Annotated in this window: 15 protein-coding genes; 3 read left to right on the top strand and 12 right to left on the bottom strand. The window is 56.3% G+C overall.

What is annotated here, in order from left to right:
* Window positions 1-82: 82 nt before the first annotated feature.
* Complete coding sequence (rhtB, locus tag KVT28_RS18815) at window positions 83-706, top strand: homoserine/homoserine lactone efflux protein (RefSeq protein WP_217549648.1); 624 nt, start codon at window positions 83-85, stop codon at window positions 704-706.
* Between the two features lie 137 nt (window positions 707-843).
* Here rhtB and rhtC read toward each other — a convergent pair whose 3' ends face one another.
* Genes rhtC through pldA form a run of 3 tightly spaced genes read right to left on the bottom strand, consistent with a single transcriptional unit; the run spans window position 844 to window position 4,208 of the window.
* A complete protein-coding gene (rhtC, locus tag KVT28_RS18810; protein ID WP_110867926.1) occupies window positions 844-1,467 on the bottom strand; it encodes a threonine export protein RhtC in 624 nt (207 codons plus the stop codon).
* 12 nt (window positions 1,468-1,479) lie between these two features.
* Window positions 1,480-3,306, bottom strand: a complete 1,827-nt coding sequence (recQ, locus tag KVT28_RS18805; RefSeq protein WP_101763748.1) for an ATP-dependent DNA helicase RecQ — start codon at window positions 3,304-3,306, stop codon at window positions 1,480-1,482.
* A 23-nt stretch (window positions 3,307-3,329) separates the two neighbouring features.
* Window positions 3,330-4,208, bottom strand: a complete 879-nt coding sequence (gene pldA, locus KVT28_RS18800; RefSeq protein WP_101763749.1) for a phospholipase A — start codon at window positions 4,206-4,208, stop codon at window positions 3,330-3,332.
* A gap of 165 nt (window positions 4,209-4,373) precedes the next feature.
* Here pldA and KVT28_RS18795 point away from each other — a divergent pair, with 165 nt between their 5' ends.
* Entirely contained in the window at window positions 4,374-4,844 is a 471-nt protein-coding gene (locus KVT28_RS18795; protein ID WP_217549646.1) for a thioesterase family protein, read from the top strand.
* A 22-nt stretch (window positions 4,845-4,866) separates the two neighbouring features.
* A complete protein-coding gene (gene rarD, locus KVT28_RS18790; RefSeq protein WP_192236906.1) occupies window positions 4,867-5,766 on the top strand; it encodes an EamA family transporter RarD in 900 nt (299 codons plus the stop codon).
* Here rarD and KVT28_RS18785 read toward each other — a convergent pair.
* The 9 genes from KVT28_RS18785 to KVT28_RS18745 all read right to left on the bottom strand — a co-directional run bounded on the left by KVT28_RS18785 (window position 5,737) and on the right by KVT28_RS18745 (window position 16,513).
* Window positions 5,737-6,789, bottom strand: coding sequence for an AbrB family transcriptional regulator (locus KVT28_RS18785; protein WP_217549644.1), 1,053 nt, complete (start codon window positions 6,787-6,789; stop codon window positions 5,737-5,739). The two genes, rarD and KVT28_RS18785, sit on opposite strands and share 30 nt — an antisense overlap.
* A gap of 145 nt (window positions 6,790-6,934) precedes the next feature.
* Window positions 6,935-7,888, bottom strand: coding sequence for a magnesium/cobalt transporter CorA (gene corA, locus KVT28_RS18780; protein ID WP_008105777.1), 954 nt, complete (start codon window positions 7,886-7,888; stop codon window positions 6,935-6,937).
* Window positions 7,889-8,198: 310 nt separating this feature from the next.
* On the bottom strand, window positions 8,199-10,361 hold the full coding sequence (gene uvrD, locus KVT28_RS18775; RefSeq protein ID WP_101763753.1) for a DNA helicase II: 2,163 nt from the start codon (window positions 10,359-10,361) through the stop codon (window positions 8,199-8,201).
* Window positions 10,362-10,437: 76 nt separating this feature from the next.
* Window positions 10,438-11,154: a 5-amino-6-(5-phospho-D-ribitylamino)uracil phosphatase YigB gene (gene yigB / locus KVT28_RS18770; RefSeq protein WP_217549642.1), complete on the bottom strand. Its 717-nt coding sequence runs from the start codon at window positions 11,152-11,154 to the stop codon at window positions 10,438-10,440.
* Window positions 11,154-12,062 (bottom strand): tyrosine recombinase XerC, encoded by a 909-nt coding sequence (gene xerC, locus KVT28_RS18765; RefSeq protein ID WP_217549640.1) that lies wholly within the window; start codon window positions 12,060-12,062, stop codon window positions 11,154-11,156. Before xerC ends, yigB begins: the two co-directional genes overlap by 1 nt.
* Entirely contained in the window at window positions 12,059-12,763 is a 705-nt protein-coding gene (locus tag KVT28_RS18760; protein WP_101763756.1) for a DUF484 domain-containing protein, read from the bottom strand. Before KVT28_RS18760 ends, xerC begins: the two co-directional genes overlap by 4 nt.
* Window positions 12,760-13,584, bottom strand: a complete 825-nt coding sequence (gene dapF / locus KVT28_RS18755) for a diaminopimelate epimerase (protein WP_101763930.1) — start codon at window positions 13,582-13,584, stop codon at window positions 12,760-12,762. The genes KVT28_RS18760 and dapF overlap by 4 nt, the downstream gene beginning before the upstream one ends.
* Before the next feature lie 29 nt (window positions 13,585-13,613).
* On the bottom strand, window positions 13,614-13,817 hold the full coding sequence (locus KVT28_RS18750) for a lipoprotein (RefSeq protein ID WP_101763757.1): 204 nt from the start codon (window positions 13,815-13,817) through the stop codon (window positions 13,614-13,616).
* 134 nt (window positions 13,818-13,951) lie between these two features.
* Window positions 13,952-16,513, bottom strand: a complete 2,562-nt coding sequence (locus KVT28_RS18745; protein ID WP_101763758.1) for a class I adenylate cyclase — start codon at window positions 16,511-16,513, stop codon at window positions 13,952-13,954.
* Window positions 16,514-16,607 lie beyond the last annotated feature (94 nt).

Raw genomic sequence — 16,607 nt, 5'->3', positions numbered from 1 at the left:
ATTTGCGCGCCTGTGCTGCGTAGCGTGCGGCGATTTTCTGTCGTATTGTGTCACACTTCGCTAACTTCAGGGAATGTCACACATGACCATTGAATGGTGGTTAACCTATCTGCTGACCACAACCATCCTTAGCCTTTCACCCGGTTCCGGCGCGATCAACACCATGAGCACCGGCATCAGTCACGGCTATCGCGGCGCAGCGGCATCGATTACCGGCTTGCAGCTGGGTCTGGCCATTCATATTGTGCTGGTCGGCGCCGGTTTAGGTGCGCTGTTTTCCCAATCGATTCTGGCGTTTGAAGTCCTGAAGTGGGCCGGCGCAGCCTATCTGGTATGGCTGGGCATTCAGCAGTGGCGCTCGGCGGGTGGCATCGACCTCGACGCCGTTGCCAAAGCGATGCCGCGTCGCCGCCTGTTTAAGCGTGCCGTGTTGGTGAACCTCACCAACCCGAAAAGCATCGTGTTTCTCGCTGCGCTGTTCCCGCAGTTTATTCAGCCGCACCAGCCGCAGCTCATGCAATATCTGGTGCTGGGCGTGACCACCATTGTGGTCGATATCATCGTAATGATTGGTTACGCCACGCTGGCAACGCGTATCGCCGGCTGGATTAAAGGACCGAAGCAGATGAAGCTGCTGAACCGCACCTTTGGTGGATTGTTTATGGTAGTAGGCGCGCTGCTAGCCAGCGCACGCAGAATGGCGTAAAAGAAAATCGCACCCACTTCAAAGCCGTCGGTGGCGCAGCCAGTTCGGTGCCGGCCAGCGCGCAGCCCCCGGAGCGTACACGTCGTACGTGAGGAGGGCGAGCACTGCCCGGTACCGAAATGGCAAGTAAACCAGGCTTAACGTGAAATGATGAGGTGAATGCCAAAACCGGCGAACAACACGCCCGCCATACCATCCACCCACTTCGCCATTCGCTGATACTTATCACGCATCCACGGCATGGCGAAAATCGCCGCCACCAGCGTAAACCACGCGAACGTCTCTCCGATAATCAGCAGGAACAACCCCCAGCGCTCCATCGCGCCAACGTCGTTGCCAACAAACAATGAGAATACGCTACCGAAGTAGATGATCGCTTTTGGGTTCGACAGGTTAGTCAGGAAACCTTTCAGGAAGCTCATGCCCTTTTTCGGCAGCTCAACCACTGGCGCTTCCGATTGTGGCTGCTTGTGACGTTGACGCGCTGAGCGCATCAGCTGCCAGCCCATCCACAGCAGATACAATCCGCCGCCGACCATAATGATTTCATGCAGCCAGGCCATTTTTTCCAGGATCAGATGCAGGCCCATCAGCGCCACTCCAGCCCAGATCACAATGCCCAGCGTAATGCCCAGAACGCCCATCATCGCCTCTTTGCGCGAGCGGCTCGCCGCCGTTTGCGACACAAAGAAGAAGTCCGGGCCGGGACTCATCAGCGCAACCAGATGCACCAGCGCGACGGTGGCGAATAACATCAGCATGAGTTTTTTCCTTTAACCTTCATCAACATGTTCTTTGATCATCACCAGGAACGGCTTACCAAAACGCTCCAGTTTGCGATGACCGACGCCGTTCACGCTGAGCATTTCTGACGCGCTAATCGGCATTTGTTCTGCCATTTCAATCAGCGTGGCATCGTTAAACACCACGTACGGCGGAATATTCTCTTCATCAGCAATTGCTTTGCGCAGCTTACGCAGCTTGGCAAACAGCTGGCGATCATAATTGCCGCTGTGCACTTTCGGCGAACTGCTGCCGCGCGTTTTCACCGTCACGATACGCGGCACCGCCAGCATCAGCGGCACTTCCGCACGTAATACCGGACGCGCCGCTTCGGTGAGTTGCAGCGCCGAATGCATAGCGATGTTTTGCGTTACCATCCCGAGGTGAATCAGCTGACGCAGCACGCTGATCCAGTGTTCGTGGCTGTGCTCGCGGCCCAGGCCGTACACCGGCAGTTTGTCGTGGCCGTTGTCGCGAATGCGCTGATTGCTGGCGCCGCGCAAAACTTCAACAATATAGCCCATTCCAAAGCGTTGGCCGGTACGATAGATGCTCGACAGCGCCTTTTGCGCCTCCAGCAAACCGTCGTAGCGACGCGGCGGATCGAGGCAGATATCGCAGTTATCGCATTGTTGCTGGCGACCTTCGCCGAAATAGTTCAGCAATACCAGACGACGACAGGTTTGCGCTTCAGCAAATGCGCCCATCGCGTTGAGTTTGTGGCGTTCAATATCCTGCAACGGGCCAGGCACTTTCTCTTCCAGACATTTACGCAACCACGCCATGTCGGCCGGATCGTAAAGCATCATCGCTTCGGCAGGCAGGCCATCACGCCCGGCGCGGCCGGTTTCCTGATAATAGGATTCGATGTTGCGCGGAATATCGAAGTGCACCACAAAGCGCACGTTGGGTTTGTTAATGCCCATCCCGAACGCCACGGTAGCGACCACAATTTGCAGATCGTCACGCTGGAAGGCTTCCTGCACGCTGGCACGCTGCGCGCTATCAATGCCGGCGTGATACGCGCCAACGCTCAAACCACGGCTTTGCAGGCGCGCGGCGGTGTCTTCCACTTTGGCGCGGCTGTTACAGTAAATGATGCCGCTTTTGCCGCGCTGATCCTGCACATAACGCAGAAGTTGCTCAGTGGGCTTGAATTTCTCCACCAGCGTATAGCGAATATTGGGGCGGTCAAAGCTACTGATTTGAATCAGCGGATCGTCCATCTGCAACAGATGGACGATATCGTTACGCGTGGTTTCATCGGCGGTGGCGGTCAATGCCATGACCGGCAAATCAGGGAAGTGCTGACGCAGCTGGCCGATCGAGCCATATTCCGGACGGAAATCGTGGCCCCACTGCGAAATACAGTGCGCTTCATCCACCGCCAGCATCACCGGATTCCACTGGTGCAGGCTGTCGAGGAAATTGTCCATCATCAGACGTTCAGGCGCGATATATAGCAGCTTGAGCTTGCCGGTACGACAATCCGCAAACACCTGCTGCTGCTGCTCACGCGTCTGCGTCGAGTTGAGGCACGCTGCAGCCACGCCGTTGGCCAGCAGCTGATCGACCTGATCTTTCATCAGTGAAATCAGCGGTGAAACCACCAGCGTCAGCCCTTCGCGCACCAGCGCCGGGATTTGATAGCACAGCGATTTGCCGCCGCCAGTCGGCATCACCACCAGACAATCGCGTCCTGACAGGGCGGTTTCGATGATGTTTTGCTGACCTGGGCGGAACTGCTGATAGCCGAAGGTATCTTGTAATACCTGCTGCGCCAGCATTTCCTGATTAAGCACTGCCGATGTTGCCACGGTAATCCTGTCTTTGTTGCGGGTTAGAACAGATCGTTGAGCGTCACGCCCACGCCAAAGCGCGTCTGGCGATGGTTATAGTCGATCAATGATTCACCATAACCGCTGAAGACCTGCGTGTAAAAGCGCACGTGTTCAGAGATCGGGTAGCTCCAGGCGAAGGTTGCACCGCCAAAGCCGCTGTTCCAGTTGTAGTTACCTTCCACGCTGAAAATGTTCTCGCCCATCATGTAGCCGAGCTTGGCGCGGTAGTAACCCATGTATTTGGTGATGTCCGGGTTATCGTCATTGCTTTCACTTTCAGGCAGACGATACCAGGGTTTGATCTCTGCGAGCAGATTGCCGTTCTGCGCCATGAAGCGCGCGTAAACGCGGTTCCAGCTGCGTGAGGTCGGCTCGCTGCGGCCGTTCGACTGATGCACTAAGCCGGTTTCCACATCGCGTAAGGTCCAGCCTGCGAAGGTGTAATCGGTGGCCCAGCCGAGGAAAATTTGTGGCTCATAATCGGTTTCACGGAACGGTGATGACGCACCACGGTTCGAGAGCTGCCACCACGAGCGCTGAGTATAGGACGCCGCCAGCACCGAGTTATCGCCTAAAATGCCGCGCCACAGCGGAAACGCCAGGCTGAGCTGGAATTTTACTTCATCATTTTTAGCTTTGTCTGCCCAGTTGTACGAAGAGATCGCCTCTTTGTTCATGTCGCTGGTGTAGGTGTAGAGCAGATAGTTATTTTCGTAAGGATAAAGCACGAACGGGTTATCGTGTTTCTCCAGCAGGTTAGCGATAATGCTGCCCTTCACTGCCGGTGCATCATGAACCTCTTTTATCGTGGCTTCTTCAGCCTGCGCCAGGCCAGGAAGGATCAGCGCCGCGGCCAGCAAGGCGTAATGCTTACGCATAGAATTCTCCAGAGAACTGCGTGTCGTAATCGTCAAGTGACGGTTCAAAAAGCAGGCCATTCTACACGCAAAACCTGCGGTTGATCAGCGCCGATTTCCGAAACTGGAAAGCGGCTCGAACGCGGCATAATATACACAACTCGTTAACATTTTAAGGCAGGCATTATGTCATCCCCGTTGCTGACACAGCAGGAAGCGCGTCGTCTGATTGGCGAAATCTTTGTTTATCACATGCCCTTCAATCAGGCGCTCGGATTAGAGCTGGATCGACTGGAAGCGGATTACGCCGAACTCGGCTTCGCCAATAAAACCATGCTGGTCGGCAACGCAGCGCAGCAGATTCTGCACGGCGGCGTGATCGCTTCAGTGCTCGATGTCGCGGCCGGGCTGGTGTGTGTCAGCTATGCGCTGACGCTTCAGGAGAGCATTACCGAGGAAGAGCTGCGTCAGCGCCTGTCGCGCATGGGCACCATCGATATGCGCGTGGATTATCTGCGCCCTGGCCGTGGCGAGCGCTTTGTCGCCACCAGCAGCCTGCTGCGCGGCGGCAACAAAGTCGCTGTGGCGCGCGTGGAGTTACATAACCAGCAAGGCGATTACATCGCCACCGCTACCGCCACCTACATGATTGGCTAATCAGTATTTTTGGAATGACATGATGGATTCGCAACAAACTCGCCAGGGTATTGGCTATGCGCTCGGCGCTTACTTCATTTGGGGCATTGCCCCCGCCTACTTCAAACTGGTCAAAGAGGTGCCCGCTACCGAGATCATGACGCATCGCGTGATTTGGTCCGCACTGTTTATGCTGTTGTTGATCACATTGACGCGCAGCTGGGCGCAGGTACGTAGCGTACTGGCTCAGCCGAAAAAGGTGCTGCTGCTGGCGCTGACCGCCATCACCATTGGCGGCAACTGGCTGCTGTTTATCTGGGCAGTGAACAATCAGCACATGCTGGAAGCCAGCCTCGGCTACTTTATCAACCCGCTGATTAATGTGGTGTTTGGCATGCTGTTCCTGCGCGAACGCTTCCGCCGCTTGCAGTGGCTGGCGGTACTGCTGGCGACCACCGGCGTGCTGGTGCAGCTGTGGCAGTTTGGATCGCTGCCGATTATCGGCCTTGGCCTGGCGTTGAGTTTTGCTTTGTACGGTTTGGTGCGCAAAAAAATTCAGGTCGATGCGCAAAGTGGCATGTTGATCGAAACGCTGTGGCTATTCCCGCTGGCGGCGATTTACCTGTTTGGTTTTGCCGATAGCGCCACCAGCCATCTCAGCGCCAACGCCATGAGCCTCAATCTCAAGCTGGTCGCGGCGGGCATTATCACCACCATTCCGCTGATGTTTTTTGCTGCCGCCTGCGCGCGTCTGCGCTTATCGACCGTCGGTTTCTTCCAGTATCTGGGTCCGACGCTGATGTTCCTGCTGGCGGTGCTGTTCTACGGCGAGCGCCTGACGCCGGATAAAATGGTGACCTTCGGCTTTATCTGGCTGGCGCTCGCCGTGTTCATTATTGATGCGGTTGCGTTCTCAGCTCGGGCGCGCATGCGCGTAGCGTGAAATAAAACGCGCCAGCGCCGGACCGGTAAGCAGAATGGTGAACAGACGCAGCGTCTGCAGCGCCATGACAAAAGCCATATCGACGCGCGTGCCGGCCGCAATAATCGCCACGGTATCCAGCCCGCCCGGGCTGGTTGCCAGATAGGCGGTCATCAGATCAACGTGTAGCACGCGCGTTAGCATCCAGGCTAATCCACCGCACAGCAGCATCAAACCAAAAATCGACAGCAACATTTGCGGCAGCGTTCGCAGCGCAAGTTTGAAAATCGGCCGGGTGAAACGCAATCCCACGCTCCAGCCAATCAGTGCATAGGCCAGCGCCAGCAGCCATTCCGGAACCTGCAAAGTCGCCACATCAGTGCCGTGCAATACCGCACCGATCAGCGCGGGTAGCAGCAAGGCACCAGAAGGAATTCGTAGCTTCTGGCCGAGCCACGCACCGGCGACCATCACCAGCAGCGTCAGCAGAAAGCTGCTGTGCAGCGCGGGAAACCACACCAGTTCAGTTGCACCGCCGTGGGTGCCGAGGCCAATGCGCGCCACCACCGCCGCAGCGGTGGCGACAAACAGCACGCGCAGATACTGCATAAACGCCACCAGCCGCACATCCGCCCCGAAATCACCGGCCATCGCCACCATCGCCGAAGCGCCGCCGGGCGACGATCCCCATGCGCCGGTTGGGCCGGGCAAACTACTGAAACGTACCAGAAGAAAACCGGACAGGCCGCTGGCCGCCAACGTCAGCACCAACACCGCCAACACCACCGGCCAATCCTGGATCAGCGGTGTGAGAATGCCCGGCGATAAGCTCTGGCCAATCATGCAACCAAGCACCGCTTGTGCCAGCACGAAGAAACGTTTATCGATGCGAACAGTCGCGCCGGACAAGCCCATAAAGGTGCCGACGATCATCGGGCCAAGCAGCAAGGCCGCAGGAAGATTGAACAGCTGGAGGATAATCCCCAGCACTAACGAAGCAATCAGCAGCAGTGTCCACTGAAGTCGCAGTGAGAAGCGCGCCATAGGAGAGAATCAGATAGTGAGCAGAGCCAACAGGTTACGCAGAAAATTTAAGTTTATCTACCAGGTCGCCATAAATGGCGCCCCTACATTTGTCATGAGCGGTTTTGTAGGGGCGTCATTCATGACGACCTGGACTTAAGAACGGTTACAACCAGTTCTTGCGTTTGAAATAGAGGTACGGCGCCAGGCCAGCGAGAATCATCAGGCTAATCGCGCCCGGATAACCAAAGCTCCATTTCAGCTCCGGCATAAACTCGAAGTTCATGCCGTAGCTGGATGCCACCAGCGTGGGCGGCAGGAATACCACCGAAACCACTGAGAAGATCTTGATGATGCGGTTCTGCTCGATGTTGATAAAGCCCATTGCCGCCTGCATCAGGAAATTGACCTTCTGGAACAGCGATTCGTTATGCGGCAACAGCGATTCGATATCGCGCAGGATTTCACGCGCCTGCTCCAGCTGGTTGCCCGGCAGACGCGCTTTGCGCACCAGGAAGTTGAGGGCACGCTGGGTATCCATCAGACATAACCGCACTTTCCAGCCGATATCTTCCAGCTCCGCCAGACGTGACAGCGCCTGATCGTACTCTTCGCCCTGCTGGCCTTCCATGATCACGCGGCTGAGTTTCTCCAGCGCGCTATAGATGTTCTCGATCTCATCCGCCAGCTGTTCGATTTTGGTCTCAAACAGATCCAGCAGCAGCTCATAGGCGTTGCCATCGGTCAGCATCTGATTGCGCGCACGCATGCGATAGAGACGGAAAGCTGGCAGTTCGCGTTCGCGCAGCGTATACAGGCGATCTTCGCGGATGGTGAATGCCACGGTGGAGTTGCCAGCGTGGTCTTCGGCATCTTCAAAGAAGAAGAAGGAGTGAATGTGCAGGCCGTCTTCGTCTTCGAAGAAACGCGCCGAGGCTTCGATGTCTTCCAGCTCCGGACGCGTCGCCAGGCTCTGGCCGAGCTCGCATTGCACGCGATCGCGTTCGCTGTCGTCAGGTTCGATCAGATCGACCCAAACAGACGTGTTGAGTTTGTCGTTATCTTCTTCCAGCTCGATGCGCGTCAGGCGATTACGATCGAGTTTAAATGCGCTCAGCATAGCAATAACTCCCCATTTTTTCGGAATGGGACAAGGCGGTGACCACTGTAAATTACGGGCACGGCGAAGCCTGAACACGGAAACTTTCGCTTCAAGGGTAAATCAGTGCTAACTCACGCGACGAGAGTAAAAAAGGGAGGTCGCTGTTAACCGCTAAGGCTACCAGCTAAAAGAGGTAACCTTAGGAGTTCCTGTTAAACAGGTGATTGAGCCAGCATCGACTGGGCGCGTCCAAGGCATTGTCCTCTCATGATAATAGTGCGCGCATGTTACGCTGAGACGAAAAAGTCGTCAAGGTAGCGCAACCGCGCTACACCGTTTCCAGACGGGCGTAAGCCGCCACCAGCCACTTGATGCCCTGGCCCTGAAACGCCACTTGCAAACGGCTGTGTTCACCGCTGCCTTCGAGGTTGATGATGGTGCCCTCGCCGAACTTGGCATGGCGCACGCGCTGGCCGAGCGTGAAGCCGCTGTCATTTTGCGCGATGGGCGTGCCCATGCGCTGATGGCTCACCGGACGGCTGACGCTGGCGCGCAAACGCACCTCTTCCACGCACTCTTCCGGTAGCTCGCCGATGAAGCGTGATGGACGGTGATACACTTCCTTACCATAAAGACGACGGCTTTCGGCATAGGTGAGCGTCAGCTTGACCATGGCACGCGTCACGCCAACGTAAGCCAGACGGCGCTCCTCTTCCAGACGACCGCCTTCATCCAGCGACATCTGGCTCGGGAACATGCCCTCTTCCATGCCAACGATAAATACCTGGCTGAACTCCAGCCCTTTCGCCGAGTGCATGGTCATCAGCTGCACCGCATCCTGCCATTTGTCGGCCTGACCTTCACCCGCTTCCAGCGCCGCATGTGACAAGAACGCCTGCAGCGGCATCAAATCTTCGTCTTCGTCCTGATAGCTGAACTGGCGCGTTGCCGTGACCAGTTCCTCAAGGTTTTCTATACGCGCCTGGCCTTTCTCGCCCTTCTCCTGCTCGTACATCACCCATAAACCGGAGTCTTTAATTACGCGATCGGTTTGCACATGCAGCGGCATCTCGGCGGTTTCGCTGGCCAGTGAATCGACCAACTCGCAGAAGCGTTGTAACGCCGACGCGGCGCGTCCGGCTAAGGCTTTGTTCTGCAACAGCTCGCGCGTAGCCTGCCACAAGGTGAGTTGCTGATCGCGCGCGGTCTGGCGCACCACATCGAGGGTACGATCGCCGACGCCGCGCACCGGCGTGTTCACCACACGCTCAAAGGCTGCATCGTCATTGCGATTGGCCATTAAACGCAGATAGGCCAGCGCATCTTTAATCTCCTGACGCTCGAAGAAGCGCATGCCGCCATAAATGCGATACGGCATGCTGCCTTGCAGCAGCGCCTCTTCCAGCACGCGCGATTGGGCGTTGCTGCGGTAGAGAATGGCGCAATCCTGCAGCGCATTGCCGTTCTCGTGCCAGCTTTTGATGCGATTGACCACAAAGCGCGCTTCATCCAGCTCGTTGAATGCGCAGTAGAGTGAGATCTTTTCGCCATCGCTGCCGTCGGTCCACAGCTCTTTACCGAGGCGGCCATTGTTGTTGGCGATCAGCGTGTTCGCCGCTTTCAGAATGTTGTTGGTCGAGCGATAGTTCTGCTCCAGGCGAATGGTTTCCGCGCCGGGAAAATCCTGCAGGAAGCGCTGGATGTTCTCCACCTGCGCACCGCGCCAGCCGTAAATCGACTGATCGTCATCGCCAACAATAATCACGCGGCCGCTATCACCCGCCAGCATGCGAATCCATGCGTACTGAATATTGTTGGTATCCTGGAACTCATCCACCAGCACGTTGCTGAAACGCTCACGGTAATGGTTCAGGATATGCGGCTTGTTAAGCCAGAGTTCGTGGGCGCGCAGCAGCAGCTCGGCGAAATCCACTAATCCGGCGCGATCGCAGGCTTCCTGATACGCCTGATAGATGCGCAGCCAGGTTTGCTCAACCGGATTGCCGTAGCTTTCGATGTGTTTTGGCCTCAGGCCTTCATCTTTTTTGCCGTTGATGTACCACATGCCCTGACGCGCAGGCCACTGTTTCTCATCAAGGTTCATCGCTTTGATCAGGCGCTTCAGCAGACGCAGCTGATCGTCGCTGTCGAGGATCTGGAAATCCTGCGGCAAGCCGGCATCAAGGTGATGCGCGCGCAGTAAACGGTGCGCCAGGCCGTGGAAAGTACCAATCCACATGCCGCCCTGGCTGGTGCCGATCAGCTGATCGATACGATGGCGCATTTCCGCCGCCGCTTTGTTGGTAAAGGTCACCGCCATAATTGAATACGGCGAGCAGTTCTCTACCGACAGCAGCCAGGCGATGCGATGCACCAGCACACGGGTTTTGCCACTGCCTGCTCCGGCCAGCACCAGCAGGTTGCTGCGCGGTGCGGCGACCGCCTCGCGCTGTTTGTCATTCAAGCCGTCAAGCAGATCAGAAACGTCCATAAGCACCGTTCGCGAAAGAAAATGAACTCAAATCCACACTGCTGCGGATAGAGCTGTATATATTTACATGTGTGGATTATAGCAGCGAGGTCAGAGATGCCAACCGATCAATTTCAACATGCGGCAGCAAACGCGCATCGTCAATCTTCATCAGATTGCCTTCACGCAAATTGATCCAGCAGGCTTGCATGCCGGCACGCAGCGAACCGGCCACATCAGTGGTGAGATCGTCGCCGACGTGCAGAATGTGCTGCGGTGCGATGTTCAAACGCTCAGCGGCCAGATGATACATATCCTGCCACGGCTTGGCGCGACCGTGCGGACCGGCACGCAGCGCGAACTGGAAGTGATGATTAATACCGAGCTTTTCAGGACAGGCATTGCCGTTGGTGATCGCCACCAGCGGCACACGCTCGCCCAGCCACGTCAGCGTTTGATGCGTCTCTTCAGGCATATCAACTTCACTACGCCACTGATGGAAGACGCTCATCACGTCGCTGGCACCGGCGGTGGCTTCCGCTTTGGATAAGCCGACATTGAGCAGCGCCAGCTCCACCGAGCGACGACGCCATTCAGACACATCGTGATAAATTTCCGGCTCGCGCGCCAGCAACTCATTGCGCAGCGTCTGATAATCCGCCGGGGTGAATTCTCGCAGCGCCGGATGATACGCCTGCAGCGCAGCGTGCGATTCGGCAGTGGTTTTGCGAATGACGGGATGGTTGTCATACAGCGTGTCGTCGAGATCAAAGGTGATTGCTTTGATCGGGCCGAGCGGACGATAAAACTTCATTAAGACTTTCCTCGTTTGGCACGCGGATGGGCCGCATCGTAAACCGTCGCCAGATGCTGGAAATCCAGATGGGTGTAGATTTGCGTGGTCGCCAGATTGGCGTGACCGAGCAGTTCCTGTACCGCGCGCAGATCGCCGCTCGATTCCAGCAAATGCGTGGCAAAAGAGTGGCGCAGTTTATGCGGATGAATATGGCTGGCAACGCCTTGCTTGATGCCCCATTCGGCAAAACGCTTCTGCACGTTGCGCGTCGAAATCCGGCTGCCGCGGCTGGAGACAAACACCGCATCATCCTGCGGCGCAAAGCTAGCACGCAGCGGTAACCAGTGCTGAATCCAGGTAACCGCCGTGCCGCCAATCGGTACGCGGCGCTCTTTGCTGCCTTTACCCAGCACCCGCACTTCACCTGCCTCCAAATCCATGTGGCGACAATCCATATTCACCAGCTCAGACAGACGCAAACCGCCGCCGTACATGGTTTCCAGCATCGCGCGGTCGCGTACCGCCAGCGGATCGTTGAGATCGATCTCCAGCAGTTGGTTAACTTCGTCGACATCCATGTTTTTCGGCAGATGGCGCGCATTACGCGGCGTGGCGATGCCTTTGGCAGGATTGGCGCTCAGCATGCCCTGATGCACTTGCCAGTCGAGAAAACTGCGCAGCGCCGACATGCGCAGCGCCAGACTGCTGGCGCCTAAACCGCCCCGCCGGCTGCGTGCCGCCAGGCTGCGCACCTGCGCCGGTTCCAGCTGCGACCAGCTCGTCAGCTTCATCTCATCGGCCATTGCTATAATCGCCTGCAATTGCCGTTGGTAATTCTTTTGCGTCAGCGGACTCAGCTGGCGTTCGACCTTGAGATAACGCAGAAAGTCATCCACGGCCGGCAGCAGCGGACTGACGTGACTCATGCGCGTTCAATCCAGCGTGACAGCAGATCCGGCAACATTTGCGCCAGATGCTGCAGCAGCAGCGTACCCATGCCCGCCTGATAATGCTGATTATCGCGGCTGGTGAACATTAATATGCCCAGCTCGCCGCGTTCGCCCATTAGCGACATCGCTACCGAGCCAATCGCTTTGGCCTGCGGCAACAGCAGTAGCAATTCCGGACCGTTCAGGCTGCCGAGATAGTGATGTTCATTGCCGAAGCGCTGAATGCGCAGCGGTTCGAATGCCTGACGTGACAAGCCGAGCTGGGTGAAATCAGAGGGTGCGCCGATGTGCCACTTGTCATTGAACACGCGTACGTGTGCGCCGGCCAGACCCAGTTCGCGCGCCCAGCGGTGCAGACGCGTTAGCATCTCTTGCAAGCTGTCGGCGGCGGCGAGATGACCTTGTAGCGCCAGCAGGCGATCAAACAGCTGATGGTTGGCGGTAGCCTGCTCCATTAGCAGCGTGATCTCCTCTTCTAACTGCTGGATGTGGTTGCGCTGCCGCGCCATATGCCACTCCACCAGCGAAACACTGCCGCGTACCGGATGCGGCACCATCATCTGTTCAACCTGGCGCGCATTGCGAATAAAAAAATCGGGGTTTTGACGCAGAAATGCGCTTACCGATTGATCGTCCAGCAAAACCTCGCTTTCGGTTTGCTCTTCGACATTTTTCATAGATGAATAAACCCATCGTAGACGTGTGTGGCTGGACCGGTCATAAACAGCGGTTGCCCTTCCCCTTTCCAGGCAATGTGCAGCGTGCCGCCCGGCAAATCGACGCGGACATTTTCCGCCAGAATGCCCTGCTGAACACCGCAGGCGACCGCCGCGCAGGCGCCGCTGCCGCATGCCTGGGTTTCGCCTGCGCCACGTTCATACACGCGCAGACGGATGTGTTCACGATTGACCACTTCCATAAAGCCGACATTGACGCGCTCCGGGAATCGCTCGTGGCTTTCCAGCTCTGGGCCCAGCGTTTCCACCGGCGCGGTTTTCACGCTTTCTACCTGAATCACGCAGTGCGGATTGCCCATCGATACCGCACCAAACATCACAGTTTGCTCGGCCACCCGCTGCAAATAAAGGTTCTCTGCTTTATTCGCGCGGAGCGGCACGCTTTGCGGTTCGAAGTTGGGTTGACCCATATTGACGCGCACCAGCTCATCATTGGTAACGCTGAGCACCATGCGGCCGGTTTGCGTGCTGACACGAATGTCGCTTTTATTGGTCAAACCTTTCAGACGCACAAAGCGGGCAAAGCAGCGTGCACCGTTGCCGCACTGCGCGACTTCGCTGCCATCGGCGTTGAAAATGCGGTAATGGAAATCGAGATCCGGATCGTAAGGCGGTTCAACGATCAGTAGCTGATCAAAACCGATCCCCTGATTTCTGTCCGCCAGGCGGCGAATCAGTTCCGGCGAAAAAAAGACGTTTTGCGTCACAGCATCCACAACCATAAAGTCGTTGCCGAGACCGTGCATTTTTGAGAACTGCATTTTCTGCTCCGCCGGATTACTCATAGAGTTTAGTTGGCCTGCGAACCAGGCTTGCTGGTGACCAAACCACCGACATCAGCATCCTGAGCCGCTTTTTGCTGCTGCGCGGTGACCTGCTGTTTCGGCTTGTTTGGCTGATCTTTCGGCGGGAAATACAGCGGTCCTTTTAGGCCACAGCCTACCAGGCTGACCAGTGCCAGCGCCATACCCAGCTGACTCATCACTCGTATCATTCTGTCTGCTCTTCTGTCCTAAAGCCATGGTTGCTTATCATCGCAGTTGACGTTGTAAAAGCAACAGGAAATAGCCGCATTTCCTGCGGCAGGTCAGAGTAACAGCGCATCCCGCCGCGCGAACGCGGGCGGGATCAATGCATTTGATAGCGCGGCTGGAAGTCGCCGTTGTCGTTGTCAGGCTGGGTGGCGCAGAGCTGCGTCAGCGTTTGGCTGCGGAAAGGAATCACCTGGAAACGTTCGCCAGTGTTCACAATCTGGTAGAACTGCGGCAGGTTAAAGTTGATAAAGCTGGAGCCGTAAGTAAAACGGTCATGCGACGAGGAATAGAATCGACTCACGTCGCGCACCAGCTCCTCTTTACTGCCTTCGCAATGGTGATAAACCTCAACGCGATTGGTTTCGTCGAGGATATAGATGTTGAAGCCGCGATCGTCATTAGTATCTTCAAAGAAGAACTGAATAATGCCTTCGCTGGCGTAGCCGTTCACCACCGGTGGCAGCGGCGTCTGGTTCGATTCTACTTTAATCGACAAGCCATGCAGCTTGTTGTTAGAAATCGCGCCATAAAATTCCACGGCGTTTTCCAGCTTCTGCACCGACACGCTCATGCGTTCGAAGAACAAGCCCCAGGTTTGGCCCGCCATGCGTAACGCTTTAAAGCGGCCCGGTTCCTGACGCGTGCTCGACAGACGCAGCTCAATGCATTCCGAAACCAGCTGCTGCACGCGAGTACGAATTAAACCGCGCAGATGCTGGCTGTAGCAGAATACTTCCACCGTATCCGGCGGCGCAGCATCCTGATGCATTTTGCCGAGAATTGTTTTCAGCGCCTCAATCATCGCCTGCTCACCATTGAAGTGCAGCGTACGCACTTCATTCCACGAGTTGCGATAGAGCAGATCGATGCTGCCAATCAAACATTGCTGCTGCTGACCGAAGCTGAACACATCCAGCTTACGGAAATCAAAATGCACCACCTGATTGCGGAATGCGGAGGTAGGATCGTGTTCCAGGTTAACGATAATCGCTAAGTGACGAATTTCGCACGGGCTGTAGAGCGCTTTCGGCGTCGGTGCTGGCACGCGCAGCGGGAAGTGGCTCGACACATCGTTAACCAGTTCCTGCAGACGCGGCAGATCGCACAGATCGTTGCCCTTCATATGCAGACGCGTTTTACTGGTCAGCAAACCGTTAAACCACGCCCACGCCACCAGCTTGTTCAGATAGCGATTATATTCCAGCGGCTGATGGCTGATGATGGAACTCATGTCTGGCGATTGGTTATACAGATACCAACCGGCGCGATTAGCGCGGCCCGCCGGGACATGAATAAAGGTAAGATTCTCTTCCGAGAGATCGGGCGAAATCTGCGGGTTCACTAAAGTGACTTTACCCGGCAGCGCCTCGAACGCGGCATACAGTTTACGCGTCAGCACGCCGATATCCTGCGGGCTGGCGCTGACGCTTAAATTGTTGCGACGCGCAAAGCGAATCAGGTTGCGATAGCTCTGCATCATCGCATCCAGCAGCTCGTTGTGCGCTTCGCGTACCCGTTCGATTTTCCACTGCGCGCGGTTATCCAGTACCGCTAACTTCTCTTCATCCCAGCCCCATTCTTTAACCAGCTGCGATAAGATCTCGCGCCGCCAGCCGGTGCGCTGATGATGGTGATCTTCGCTCGAGAGCTTTTCACACACTTTTAAATAGAAACATCGACGCACTAAATCGAGGCGCGCCATGTCATCAACGCTGGTGAGATAGCGCGTCACGCGCTCCAGCATCATGCAGTAAGGATCGAGACCGAAGGAGACAATTTCGCCGTCGTGCAGCCGCTGCTTGATGTCCATCGACAAGAGCTGCGTGTCGGGATATTCCCAGCTGTAGGCTTCCAGCAGCAGGGTTTTCAGCACCGCTTTATACGGCGAGTCGATACTTTTATACAGCTGCCACAAGCTGGCACCGAAATACTCTTCCGCTGACAGCGTGCCAAGGCCGCCGAGATCCAGCCACTCATTCGGCGTCAGTACGCCTTGTGAATAGAGCGACATGACGTAATCGTCGTAATGGTGCTCCTCTTCGCCAGGCACCATATTCCATAGGATGCGTTTACCCGCCATACGCACGGCGGTACGGTAGAACTCATCCAGCAGCAAAATATGTTGGGTAGAACCGCAGTCTTCACCGCCGAGGCTACCGCTTTCGTTATGGCGGAAACGGTTCTCGTCAATCAGGAAGAAGCTGACTTCCACACCCATCGACACACACCATTTCTGCAACAGCGTACACTTACGCTGCAGATTGAGGCGCTCTTCATTATCCAGCCACGATTGGTGGCATACCCAGATGTCGAGATCGGAAATGCTGTTTTGCCCAACCGACGAGGTGCTGCCCATTGAGTAAATGCCGGTAATTGGACGTTCGCCCGCGACGGCGGCGGTGAGATCGAGTGGTTGTCCGCCCGCTAAGTTCTGCAGCAGCTGGAATTGATTTTCATCGGGCGTGTAAAGGCAGACGCCATGCGGAACGCTACCTTCGAGGTAGCCCGGCATCAGCGGATGATGGTAGTGCAATAATGTTGGCAGCAGACTGTAGACTTGCTGGAAAGCAGGCCCCATGGCAGCCAGTGCGCGATCTACACGCAGCTGGTTAATCGCATCCAGTCTCTGTTTCAGTGTCTCAATGTAGAGGTACAAGACGTTTCGCCTGATTGTCCCAGTGTTAAGCACCCTGTTTCCGCATTCTGCCGCTTAATAATAAAGATATCGGGCAATTAATTGCTGGAAACGT

The organism is Pantoea sp. GbtcB22 (assembly GCF_019091025.1).
GTDB lineage: Bacteria > Pseudomonadota > Gammaproteobacteria > Enterobacterales > Enterobacteriaceae > Pantoea > Pantoea leporis.
The sequence above is the reverse complement of the archived record's forward strand: the minus strand, read 5'-3'. Positions and strand labels throughout refer to the sequence as shown.

What these genes read in the sequence shown, in the direction of transcription:
- yigB (WP_217549642.1), bottom strand. Translation starts at nt 11,154, where the DNA reads ATGAAGTTTTATCGTCCGCTCGGCCCGATCAAAGCAATCACCTTTGAT.
- xerC (WP_217549640.1), bottom strand. Translation starts at nt 12,062, where the DNA reads ATGAGTCACGTCAGTCCGCTGCTGCCGGCCGTGGATGACTTTCTGCGT.
- rhtB (WP_217549648.1), top strand. Translation starts at nt 83, where the DNA reads ATGACCATTGAATGGTGGTTAACCTATCTGCTGACCACAACCATCCTT.
- pldA (WP_101763749.1), bottom strand. Translation starts at nt 4,208, where the DNA reads ATGCGTAAGCATTACGCCTTGCTGGCCGCGGCGCTGATCCTTCCTGGC.
- uvrD (WP_101763753.1), bottom strand. Translation starts at nt 10,361, where the DNA reads ATGGACGTTTCTGATCTGCTTGACGGCTTGAATGACAAACAGCGCGAG.
- corA (WP_008105777.1), bottom strand. Translation starts at nt 7,888, where the DNA reads ATGCTGAGCGCATTTAAACTCGATCGTAATCGCCTGACGCGCATCGAG.
- dapF (WP_101763930.1), bottom strand. Translation starts at nt 13,584, where the DNA reads ATGCAGTTCTCAAAAATGCACGGTCTCGGCAACGACTTTATGGTTGTG.
- rhtC (WP_110867926.1), bottom strand. Translation starts at nt 1,467, where the DNA reads ATGCTGATGTTATTCGCCACCGTCGCGCTGGTGCATCTGGTTGCGCTG.
- KVT28_RS18760 (WP_101763756.1), bottom strand. Translation starts at nt 12,763, where the DNA reads ATGAAAAATGTCGAAGAGCAAACCGAAAGCGAGGTTTTGCTGGACGAT.
- KVT28_RS18785 (WP_217549644.1), bottom strand. Translation starts at nt 6,789, where the DNA reads ATGGCGCGCTTCTCACTGCGACTTCAGTGGACACTGCTGCTGATTGCT.
- rarD (WP_192236906.1), top strand. Translation starts at nt 4,867, where the DNA reads ATGGATTCGCAACAAACTCGCCAGGGTATTGGCTATGCGCTCGGCGCT.
- KVT28_RS18750 (WP_101763757.1), bottom strand. Translation starts at nt 13,817, where the DNA reads ATGATACGAGTGATGAGTCAGCTGGGTATGGCGCTGGCACTGGTCAGC.
- KVT28_RS18795 (WP_217549646.1), top strand. Translation starts at nt 4,374, where the DNA reads ATGTCATCCCCGTTGCTGACACAGCAGGAAGCGCGTCGTCTGATTGGC.